Here is an 11,893-nt window from a genome sequence, read left to right as displayed (position 1 = left end):
TCAGGCAAACGGGCTTCGCTTCATGGCGTAGTCCATGGATTCCTGCGGCACGGTGTACTTGCTGTAGGCACGGTTGCCCAGATAGTTCAGGTCCTTGACGCCGATCGGGCTGGTGTAGAACGCATCGACGGTCATCTTGCGCACCCAGTCGAAGAACACGATTCCGGGGCCCAGTTCATTGGCCCGTTGGACGGTGTAGCCACTGAAATCCTTGTACAGCGAGGACTTCTGGTAGACCAGTTCTTCGCCGCGCCGGGCGGCTTCTGCGCGTTCGGCAGCCACCAGGACGTCGAGCATCTCCGTCTGTTGCGCGGGCTTTGCGCCGACGAAAGTCGTCTGGTAGCGCTTGCGCATCTCAGAATCGAGCCAGGCAAGCCCACCGTGGAAGATGTCGGCCAGCTTCTCGTTCTGGCTCGAAAGCGTATCGATGAACTCGGGCGCGCCGGCATCGCGCGCACTGCCCGATTTCTCGTCCTTGGGCACGATCAACTCGGCCAAGCGCTCGAGCGTCTTGAACTCGTTCGGCTCAAAGGCTTTCACCTTGTAGTTGCCGCGCGCCTTCTCGGCTGCGGTCTCGGTATGAACTTGCTGTGCGGCATCGAGATCCATCGAGCCCACGGCTGTCAGCGCGATGGCTAAGCCGCGAATCAGCGCGCGGCGGTCAAATGTTTCGACGGAAACGAAGTTAGACATTGCCCTTCCTCAATTCTTCGGCCATGTAGTCGCAAGCGCGCCAGGCGAGAGCGTTGATGGTGAGAGTGGGATTCTTGTCCGGATTGGAGACGAAGCTCGCCCCATCCATGACGAATAGATTTTTCACTTCATGCGATTGGCAATAGCCATTCAGCACGGAATTCTTTGCTGAGGTGCCCATGCGCGCGCCACCCACCTCGTGGATGATCGTGCCGGGAACCGAGATGCCGTCGGCTTCGCGCTGTGCGGCGCTCAGGCCAGAGACGCGGCCGCCCATCGTCGTGATGATGTCGGCAAAGGTCTTTTCCATGTGCCGGGCTTGCCGCCATTCGTGGTCGCTCCACTTGAAATGGAACTTCAACACGGGGATGCCCCAGCGATCGACCACATTGGGATCGATCTCGCAGTAGGAATGATCGTTCGGGATCATTTCGCCACGGCCGGCAAAGGCAATCGCCGCCCCGTAGCCGTCGCGAATCTGCTTCTTCATGTCCGCGCCATAGCCATAGCGCCGGGCCGCTCCATGATAGGAGCCGACACCGGGCATGCCATAGCCGCCGCCAATTTCGATGTGATAGCCGCGCGGGAAATCGAGCTTCTTGTGCTGATCCCATAGCCACCAGGGCATGAACAAGTGCGCCCCGCCGTAACCGTCGGTGTCATAGTGCGGCATGCCTTCCATGGCCGGAACATAACCGGACAATCCAAAGCCCACCGTGTCCATCAGGAAGCGTCCAAGCAGGCCCGAACCATTGCCGATGCCGTTGGGGAATTCCTTGGTCTTTGAGTTCAACAGGATGCGCGTCGATTCACAGGCGCTGGCGGCCAGAATCACGGTTTTCGCACGGATAATCTGCTCTGTGCGTGTCTTCTTGTCGATGAACAGGATGCCGGTGGCCTTGCCGTTGCCGTCCATCAACACCTCGCGCACCATCGCGAGGTCAAAGATCTTCAGCCGGCCGGACTTCATGGCCGGGAACACCTGTACCTGCGCCGAGGAGTAAGCCGATGCGGTCTGGCAACCGCGGCCGCACTGGCCGCAATAGTGGCAAGGCGCGCGGCCATTCAAGGCCTTGGTGATGATCGCCCGGCGATTCGCAATGCAGATGATGCCGAGCTTGTCGCAAGCCTTCTTGATCAGCGCTTCGTGCACCTTCGGCGGCGGCGCGGTGTGGAACTTGCCATCGGGGCAGGACGCTACATTCTCTTGGGTGCCGCAGACGCCGATGAACTCTTCGGCCTTGTCGTAATAGGGTGCGATGTCCTGGTAGCTGATGGGCCAGTTGGTACCCAGACCGTCCTTGTCGTGCGGCTTGAAGTCATATTCGGCAAAGCGGAAGGACATGCGGCCGTAGTGGTTGGTGCGTCCACCGAGAATCCGGGAGCGGAACCACTGGAACTGGCTGCCTTCGCCGACGGTGTAGGGCTCGCCTTCGAGCTGCCAACCGCCACTGGTGGTCGAAAAGAAGCCAAAGGGCTTTCCTTTGCCAAAATACTGGGCGCCGCCTTCTTCCGCGCCACGATGGTCGTAGTCAGAGGGCCATTTGTGTTCTTTGAACTCGGTGCGCGGGTCCAGCATCGGGCCTGCTTCGAGCAGGGCCACTTTCAGGCCCTTCTCGATCAATACCTGAACGGCTGTGCCGCCACCCGCGCCGGAGCCGACAACTACGGCATCATACGTGTCTTGATTGCGTGGATTTTGGGGCATGAAATTCTAGCTGCTTGTAACAGTTTATACGCCCCTACTCTGGGAGGCCAAAGGCAAGAATGGCGCCACCCGCGGCAATGGCAATGAACTGCCTGCCGCCGGCGCGATAGCTCATTGGAGAAGCCTTCCACAACTGGCTGGTTTGGAAGTGCCAGAGCGGTGCTCCGGTCTTGGCGTCGACGGCGGCAAAGGCGCCGCTATCCTCGCCAAAGAAGACCAGCCCGCCGTCGGTAGACAGCACACCGCCCCAGGAATTCGCGCTGCCAATCTGCGGGTATTCCCAGGCGATCTTGCCGGTTGCGACGTGGATCGCGCGCAGGATTTTTTCGCCATTCTCACCCGGCACGCGGTTGGTGCCGCCTCCGTAGAAACTCTTTCCGGGCTCCCACCACGCCGCCGACTTCAGATAGATGCTGCAACGCTCGAGCGTCATCACATAGAAGAGGCCAGTGGCCGCGCTGTAGCTGCTGGACATCCAATTGGACGCGCCTTCGACGGCAGGACAGGCCTGCGTGCCTGCTTCGCTTGGCTCTTTGCCCGGCACCAGGATCGGCCGGCCTGTTTGGGTGAGTCCACTCGCCCAATCCATCTTCTTGACGTACTTTTCGCCGAGCAGAAATTCGCCGCTTACCCGGTCCAGCACATAGAAGAAGCCGTTGCGGTTGGCCTGCAACAAAAGTTTTCTCGGCTTGCCTTGGAAGGGGGCATCCACCAGCAACACCGGTTGTGCGGCGTCCCAATCGTGCAGATCGTGCGGGGTGAACTGGAAGTACCAGCGGCGCTTGCCGGTTTCTGGTTCGAGCGCCAGCACAGAGCTGGTATAGAGGTTGTCGCCAATCCGCTCGTCGCCGTTATAGTCGGGGCAGGGATTGCCGGTGGTCCAATACAACAGGGAGAGTTGCGGATCGTAGGACCCAGTGAGCCAAGGAGCGCCACAGCCATGCTCGATCGCGCGGCCTTTCCATGTGGCCGCTTCGGGGTCGCCCGGCGCAGGCATCGTCCAATGCCTCCAGACTTCCTCGCCTGTCGAGGCGCGATAGGCGGCGATAAAACCGCGTGCGCCCTCATCGCCGCCAGAACTGCCGGTGATCACCAGATCTTTCACAATCAACGGCGCCGAGGTAGTGCCGTAGTGCTCCTTGAAGTCGGCCATCTTCGTGTCCCAGATCAGTTTGCCGCTCAGCCGGTCGAGCGCGAGCAGATGGGCATGATCGGTCACCAAAAAGACGCGGTCTCCCAGCAGCGCGACACCACGATTGATGGCGCTGGCCGCATCGCCGATGACGCCCTTGGTGAGCGGCATCTGGAAGTGCCAGATCTGCCGCCCACTACGGGCATCAAGCGCAAACACTTCATTCGCCGCACTCATGTACATCACGCCGTTTGCGACAAGCGGCGTGCCTTCGAGGCGCTTTGCGTTCGGGAGGGTGAAGATCCAGCGCGGCGCAAGCTTGCTGACATTGCCACGGTGGATCTCGCGCAGGCTGCTGTGCCGGTTGCCGTTCAGATTGCCGTTGTAGGTGGGCCATTCGCCTTCTTGCGGCTGGGCGATGGAGGCGAAGCTCAGCGGCTCCGGGCTTTCGATGCGAGACGCGGCGCGATCGATCAGATAGAGACGCCCGTCGCGGCCGAGCAACTGCTGATCGAAGTTGCTCTCGTTTTGCACCAGGCCTTCGATGCTGCGGCCCCCAACGGTGACCGTCTTCTCGACCGCCTTCTGCTGGCGGGGAGCTCTCGATTCGATATAGCCCACCACGGCGTTCATCTCGTCGTCTGAAAACGCAAAGGCGGGCATGCCGCTGGCGGGCTTGCCGTTGCGAATGATCTCGCGCGACACGGGGTGGGCTATCAGGCTTGGGCCTCGTTCGCCGCCTGCGGCGTCCGCGCCATGGCACATCGCACAGCGGGCTTCAAAGAGACGTTTTCCAGAGGGCGTTTGGGCCAGACATGCCAGAGGCAGTAGCAAGAGGGCAAAGCGCTTCATCTAGCCTCGAAACGCGTAGCGCGTCGCCGTCCATTTCGCATTCATGTATTCGCCCATGTCGAGATCGCCAGACATGCTGTCTCCGTCGGCGTTTCCGGTGAAGCGGAAGGAGAGATTGTCGCCATGCGACTCATTGTAGGAACTGGCAAAGCGCACTTGTTTACCATCGATCGTGCCGATGAGATCGCGGGAAACGAAGTCACCTTGGTGAGTCCCCTCAATGCGATTCTGATCCTGTTTGAGATGCAGATAGTGCGTCGTGCTGCCGCAGGTGAATTGGATCTTGACTTCCCACTTGCCGCTGAGATTGGTGACTGGGGGAGCCAAGGCAGGAACGCTGCGCGTGGGGCGCTTCTCTCCGAGGATTTGTGCGACGCGATCGCCGACAATCTTTGAGTCGCCGGGCTGCATCATAAACGCAGCGATCTGGATTCCTGTCTCTCCGGAGGGGGCATTGCGATTGCCTCCGCCACCAGCCAGTGCGACGCGCGGCTCCGTCGTGTAGAGAATCTTGGTCAATTCCTCACCCGTGATGCCGAGTTTGTTCGCATCCCAGCGGATGTACAAGTTCGGGGTGTGATTGGAGAGGCCGCTCGCCTCGCGGATGGTGGTGTTGACTCCGTCTACTTTCTTCACGCGAGCGGACAGGTCATCAAGCCAACTCAGATACTGCCTCATCTCCGCCTTGTGGTCGCGCTTAAACCACATTTCGACAGCCATCAGCATCGCCATTGCTTCTTCTTTGCCAATCTTCATCGAGCGGCCATAGCCATGATGTGGCGCGCTGTGCATCCAGGCCGCCTGGATCAGATCTTTACGGCCAATCAGGATGCCGCAGGCCTGCGGGCCGCGCAGCACCTTGCCACCGCTATAGCCGACGAGCGTCGCGCCACGTTCGAGATGGACATTCGGCACCGTGAGCAGTTCTGCCGCTGCGTCCACCATCACGGGAACCTTCTTTTGATTGGCAATGCGGGTGACGGTGGGGAAGGGCAGCGGTTCTGCTTCGGCTTGCGGCCCTGCGTAGATGTAGATCATCGCCGTACGAGGTCCGATGGCCGCTTCCAACTCTTCGGGCGTGCTCACTTCAATGATGCGGACGCCGATCGAACGCACCGCTGCATCGTACACGTTGCGCGAGCGCTTGGGGATGATGACTTCGTCTTTTGCGAAGCCTTCAAGATTCGGGATGCGGACATGCAAGTCCGGGTTGGAGCCGGCGACGCAAGCAGCGGTGGCGTGGGCGATGGCTGCCGAGCAGCCCGAGCTCACCATGCCATACTCTGCGCCTGTCAGAGTCGCCAGCCGCTTGCCGATGCTGTCCATCATCTCGTCGATATGGACGTATTGGCGCGACGCGGCATCGTAGGCTTCGCGGACTTCCTGCAGCATCAAGGACCCGCCGACAATGGTCAGGGTGCCCCGGCAGTTGATCAAGGGGGTGATGCCAATCGAGCGATAGATGTCCGTTCCGAGGCGCAACCCGCTGTTACTCTGCGCCATCGCAACGCTTGAGGCCCCGAACAGAGTGGGCAACGACATCGCCCCCACCCGTCCTAACAACTCCTGCCCGAAATATCTGCGGGCGACTTTACGCAATGAATTGAACATAACTACTCCTGCTTTGCCGGTGAACGTCTTATTTAGTGTCACATTTTGCAAAATTTTCGAGAAGGGTGGTCAGGGCACAGGCTTCCGCGTAGAATGAGTATCGTGATACGTTTTTTGATATTCGTAATACTAAGCGCATTGGCTTTCGGCCAAGCTAATACCGCAACGCTGAGTGGCAATGTCGTTGATACGCAACAGCGGGCTGTCTCCGGCGCCCGGGTGACGGTGACGGAGAAATCGAAATCCACCCAGCGCGAGATCGAGACCGATGAGGCCGGCGCTTTCGTGCTGACGCAGTTGCCAGCCAGCACTTATCTCTTACGGATTGAGCACCCGGGCTTTGGGCCTGTCGAATATGCTGCGGTTGTTCTCCATGCAGGGGACCAGCGCAGTTTGCGGATCGCACTGGCGCCGGCACAAGTGGGCGAGTCGGTGACTGTTAGCTCGGAGGCGCCGCTGGTGAGCGATTCCGCGGTGGTCGCAACGAGTGTCGACCGGCACTTCTTTGAGAACCAACCGATGAATGGCCGCAGTTTCCAATCGCTGATTGCCTTGGCGCCTGGCGTCACCCCGGCGGCCGCGAATCTTGTCACTCCCGGCCAGTTCAGCATCAATGGCCAGCGCACGAATGCGAATTACTTCACGGTTGATGGGGTCAGCGCGAACTTTGCGACTTCCGCTTCGGTCACGCCTTACGAGAATGGTGGCGGTGTTCCTGCTTTCTCCGCGCTGGGCAGTACAAACAGCCTTGCCTCGGTGGATGCGGTGCAGGAGTTCACAATCCAAACCTCTACCTATGCGGCGGAGTACGGCAGGCAGCCTGGCGGGCAGATCGCGATTGTGACGCGTTCGGGATCCAGCAACTTCCATGGCACGCTGTTTGAGTACTTTCGGAATTCGGTCTTCGATGCGAGTAACTTCTTTGCAAATGCGGCAGGACTGCCAAAGCCAGCCATCAAGCTGAATGACTTTGGCGGCACCCTCGGTGGCCCCATCGCCAAGCGCACTTTCTTCTTTGCTTCCTATGAAGGGCTTCGTTTGCGCCAACCCTTTGTGACGGTGCCGCTGCAAGTGCCGAGCCTGACGGCCCGTGCCGCGGCGACAGGGCCGATTCGCGACATCCTGAATGCCTTTCCGCTGCCGGTGAATGCGCCGTTGGCTAGCGACCCGACGACGGTTCCTTATCAGGCCAGCTTCTCGAATCCATCGGCGCTGAACGCCACCAGTTTCCGCATCGATCATCAGTTCAACAATCGCTACAGCGTCTTTGGCCGCTACAACTACGCTCCTTCTTCCAATCAGGAGCGGGCAAAGTACTGCGCCGCCAGTTGCGTCTCGGACACCTCTGCCCTGACGGAGACGACGACACTTGGTCTTACGGCGGTGTTCACGCCGCGGCTCACCAACGATCTCCGTTTGAACTTCAGCCGCTCCCGAACGGTGCTCTCCTACTTCATCGATACCTTTGGCGGCGCGGTGGTCCCGCCTGCTTCCGCGCTCTATCCAGGCTTTACCGATGGCAGCAAGGGCTACGCTTACATCCAGGTGGATGGGGTGGGCGACAACACCATCAGCGATGGGCTCTTTGTGAACAACCGCCAGCGGCAACTCAATTTTGTCGACACCTTGTCTTGGACACTCGGCGCTCATTCGCTGAAATTCGGCTTCGATGCGCGCTATCTCGCTCCGATTTCGGATGCCGGCTCTTATCGCCGCCAGTTCAACCCGAATAGCATCCAGCTTCTGACCCAAGGCCTGTCTTCGGACGCGAGCATTGTTGCGCCCCAGTATGCGCTGGCGCCACGCTACACCAACCTCTCGGCCTTTGCACAAGACACTTGGCGGCTGCATCCCCGCTTGACCCTGACGGCGGGCTTGCGCTGGGACGTCAATCCGGCGCCCAGCGAGGCGAATGGACATCTGCCCTATACGGTTCGCGACCTCAAGCTCTTGCCTCTTGGGGACAAGTTTTATAACACAGACTACAAGGGTTTTGCGCCTCGTTTGGGAATCAGCGCGCAGCCCTTCGCGCAGAAACGTACCGTGCTGCGCGGCGGAGTTGGACTGTTCTACGACCTGGGGACTTCGTTCCTCGGCAACGCGTTTAGTACGAGCCTCTTCCCCAATTCGAGATCCAAGACCTTCTCACAGATTGCCTACACCGATCCGGCCTTTGCGGTGCAGCCCGCGGCGGTGAGTTTGAATCCTCCTTACCCTCGTGTGTTCCAGTACCAGCCGGATTACCGGTTGCCTTACACCGTCCAGTACAGCCTGGCGCTGGAGCAACCCATTGGGACAGCAAACGCGATTTCTGTCAGCTATGTCGGGTCGATCGGCCGCCGTCTGGGTCGTGTGAGCAGCTTGCGCAACCCAACGCCTGACTTCACCCGCATCGATCTGGTCACGAACGACGGTAGTTCTTCCTACAACTCGCTGCAGGCGCAGTATCGCCGCCGCCTTTCGGCAGGCTTGCAGGTGCTGGCCTCTTATACCTTTGCGAAGTCCCTCGACACGGTGTCTGAGGAGTCGATCAACAACTTCCAGGCTCCCTCGAGCAAGTTGAACCCGAATGGCGATCGCGGGCCCTCATCTTTTGACATTCGCCATGCCTTCAATGCGGCGCTCAGCTATCATGTCGCGGCCAAGCATGTTCTGCTGCGCAACTTTGGCATCGACGGCATCGTCCGTTCGCAAAGCGCGCAGCCGATCAACATCACCACAGCGCGGGATCCCTTCGGGCTGGGCTTTACAACGGTTTCTCGTCCCGATCTAGTCGTTGGCCAGCCCTTATATCTGTATAGCGAAGCACTGCCGGGCGGGAAGCGTCTGAATCCGGCTGCCTTTGATGCCGCCACGCCGGTGGCGCAAGGCCGCCAAGGAACTTTAGGCCGCAATGTGTTGCGAGGCTTTCCCGTGGCCCAATTCGACCTTTCGCTGCGCCGCACTTTCCAGCTCACGGAGCGCACCGGACTACAAGTGCGCGCCGATGCGTTCAACCTCTTGAATCATGCAAACTTCTCGAATCCAAGCGGCTTGCTGACGAATGCGAGCTTTGGGCGTGCGACCTCAATGTTGGGCACTGGGCTCGGCGGCTTGAACTCGCTGTTCCAGCTTGGCGGTCCCCGATCGGTGCAGATTGCATTGAAACTACAATTTTGAAATTAAACCTTGAACAACGCGGCGGCTGCCGGAATATTCAGTTGTGAGAATTTTCGGAATTGCGATGTGCCTGGTGGCCTCGCTTTGGGCAGGCGAGATTCGCCTGCAGGTAAAAGATACAAGTGGCGCCGCTATGCGAGCCTCGGGCAAGTTCGATGGGAAGCCTTTTGAGACCGATGCGTTGGGACAATATACCTTCCCCAACCTCAGTCTGGGGAGTCACAGCCTGGAGATCCAGCGAGAGGGCTTTCGTTCCCAATCCTTAGACTTGAAGGTGGATTCCGAGGCGCCTGTTCCGGCGAATGTGACGCTGCTATTGCGGAATGACGCCGGTTCGAGCGTTAATGTCATCGCTTCTCTTCCTCTGCCGGGACTGAATCTGTCGCGCGATGAAATTCCTGCACCGATCCAGACGGCCAATGCTCTCACCATCGAGAACAGCGGGGCAACCGATCTTTCCGATTTCATGGCGAAACGGATGGGTGGAGTTTATCTCAACGAGATACAAGGGAATCCTTTTCAGGCCGATGTCAATTTCCGTGGCTATACGGCTTCTCCCCTATTAGGGACGCCGCAGGGGCTTGCGGTGTACATGGACGGAATGCGCCTCAATCAACCCTTTGGCGATGTTGTGAGTTGGGATCTCATCCCCCGGCTCGCGATCGCTGAGACGACGCTGATTCCGGGCTCCAATCCGCTCTTCGGCCTGAACACACTGGGAGGTGCGATTGCGATCGAATCGAAGTCGGGTTTGAGCACGCCCGGCACCTCTATTCAAGTGAGTGGGGGCAGCTTTGGCCGCCGTGTTGCCGACATGGAGCATGGTGGTGTGCGCGGCCATTTCGATTGGTACCTGGCTTCGACGCTCTTCTTTGAAGACGGTTGGCGCCAAAGTTCCCCCTCGAATGTCAGGCAGTTCTTTGCCAAGCCCGGTTGGAAAAACGACAAGACACGCATTGCCCTTTCGCTTTCCTATGCGAACAACAACCTCACTGGCAATGGCCTGCAAGACGAGCGGTTCCTGCAGCAGGACTATACGAGTGTCTATACCAAGCCGGATATCACAGCGAACCGCTCTCCTCTGCTGAATGCTCATTTCACGCATTCGCCCAAGGCGGGCAGTGTTTTTGCGGGGAACGTTTATTACCGTTACATCCGAACTCGCTCGCTGAATGGCGATCTGAATGACGACTCTCTGAATCAGTCGGTTTACCAACCGAGCGCGGCGGAACGGGCGGCTCTTACTGCCGCTGGGTATAGTGGTTTTCCCACTTCCGGTGCGACAGCGGCCAACACTCCGTTTCCGAAATGGCGCTGCATCGGGCAGGCTCTTCTTCTCGATGAGCCTGCTGAAAAGTGCAATGGGTTAATCACTCGCAGCACGTCACTGCAACATAACTTTGGCGTCTCCGGACAGTGGACGAAGATCAGCAGCCGGAACCAGTTCACAGCAGGAGCGGCCTGGGATGGCACACGAGTTCGTTTCCATCAATTGGCGCAACTGGGCTATCTCAACCCAGACCGCAGTGTCACTGGCGTTCCGGCTTATGCAGACGGTGTGCGCGGGGGGGATGAGGATGGCGTTCCGTTCAACACGCAGGTTCGCCTGCAGGGCCATGGCAACAATGTCAGCGTCTTTGCCACGAATAATTTTACGATCACCCGCCGGATGCACTTGACGACCTCAGGCCGCTACAATCGGACGGTGATCGAGAATCTCGATCGGCTGATTCCACTCGCTGGTCCGGGTTCGTTGACAGGCCGGCATGTGTTTGAACGCTTCAATCCGAGCGTGGGCCTCACCTATACTCCGGTCTCCGGGATCAATACTTACTTCAGCTTTAGTGAAGCGTCACGCGCTCCTACCTCGATTGAACTGGGTTGTGCCGATCCGAGCCAGCCCTGTAAACTACCAAACTCCATGGCGGGCGACCCGCCACTCAAGCAGGTTGTGACCCGCACCTTTGAGGCAGGACTTCGCAGCAGCGCAGAAGCCCGTCTGAACTGGAATCTCGGCTGGTACCGTGCCGGCAACCGGGACGATATTCTCTTTGTCGCTTCTGGCGTCAGTGGCTTTGGATACTTCCGCAATTTTGGCAAGACTCTTCGGCAGGGTGTTGACGTGGGCGCCAGTACGCGGTTCTGGAAAGTGCTGCTTGGCGGGAACTACAACTGGCTCGATGCCACCTACCAGAGCCATGAGTTGGTAGATGGTTCGAGCAACAGTTCAAACTCGACGGCCCGGGCAGGCGTGAAAGGGCTCGCGGGCAGCATTCCCGTTAAGCCAGGCGATAGCATTCCGCTGGTTCCGGCTCATTCCTTTAAGGCTTATGCGGACATTCGTCCGATTGAGAAGTTGTCGATTGACCTCGGGATGACGGCGTTCTCCAGTTCTTACGCGCGCGGGAATGAGGACAACAAGCATATGGCCGATGGTACCTACTATCTGGGCTCTGGCAAGTCGCCTGGTTATGCGGTGGTGAACCTGGGATCCCGCTATCGGATCAACCGGCACTTCGAGCTGTTCGGCCAGATTAACAATCTGCTGAACCGGCGCTACTACAGTGCGGCGCAACTGGGGCCCATTGGCTTCACCAGCGCGGGCGCTTTTCAAGCTCGGCCCTTCCCGGCGGTGAACGGAGAGTATCCGATCCAGCACGGCACCTTCTACGCACCTGGCGCTCCTCGCTCGATTGTGGGCGGGATGCGGGTTCGCTTCTAGGCAAACGTTACAGTAG

General features: G+C 59.1%; 6 protein-coding genes. 2 read left to right on the top strand and 4 right to left on the bottom strand.

Annotated features, from left to right (window positions below; all coding sequences use genetic code 11):
- Genes M017_RS0104870 through M017_RS0104855 form a run of 4 tightly spaced genes read right to left on the bottom strand, consistent with a single transcriptional unit; the run spans window position 1 to window position 5,996 of the window.
- Window positions 1-693, bottom strand: a complete 693-nt coding sequence (locus tag M017_RS0104870) for a gluconate 2-dehydrogenase subunit 3 family protein (protein WP_031496238.1) — start codon at window positions 691-693, stop codon at window positions 1-3.
- Window positions 686-2,401 (bottom strand): GMC oxidoreductase, encoded by a 1,716-nt coding sequence (locus M017_RS0104865; RefSeq protein ID WP_031496236.1) that lies wholly within the window; start codon window positions 2,399-2,401, stop codon window positions 686-688. Before M017_RS0104865 ends, M017_RS0104870 begins: the two co-directional genes overlap by 8 nt.
- Before the next feature lie 34 nt (window positions 2,402-2,435).
- Entirely contained in the window at window positions 2,436-4,385 is a 1,950-nt protein-coding gene (locus M017_RS0104860; RefSeq protein ID WP_080507509.1) for a PQQ-dependent dehydrogenase, methanol/ethanol family, read from the bottom strand.
- Window positions 4,386-5,996 carry an aminotransferase class V-fold PLP-dependent enzyme gene (locus M017_RS0104855; protein WP_155121244.1) on the bottom strand — a complete coding sequence of 537 codons (1,611 nt, stop codon included), beginning with the start codon at window positions 5,994-5,996 and terminating at the stop codon, window positions 4,386-4,388. It abuts the gene before it with no gap.
- A gap of 138 nt (window positions 5,997-6,134) precedes the next feature.
- Between M017_RS0104855 and M017_RS0104850 the strand changes: the two genes are divergently transcribed.
- Window positions 6,135-9,155 carry a TonB-dependent receptor gene (locus tag M017_RS0104850; protein ID WP_031496232.1) on the top strand — a complete coding sequence of 1,007 codons (3,021 nt, stop codon included), beginning with the start codon at window positions 6,135-6,137 and terminating at the stop codon, window positions 9,153-9,155.
- A gap of 43 nt (window positions 9,156-9,198) precedes the next feature.
- A complete protein-coding gene (locus M017_RS0104845) occupies window positions 9,199-11,877 on the top strand; it encodes a TonB-dependent receptor (RefSeq protein WP_202901616.1) in 2,679 nt (892 codons plus the stop codon).
- Window positions 11,878-11,893: the final 16 nt, after the last annotated feature.

This window comes from Bryobacter aggregatus MPL3 (genome assembly GCF_000702445.1).
GTDB lineage: Bacteria > Acidobacteriota > Terriglobia > Bryobacterales > Bryobacteraceae > Bryobacter > Bryobacter aggregatus.
Note: the sequence above shows the minus strand (reverse complement) of the source record. Positions and strands in the feature narration are given on the sequence as shown.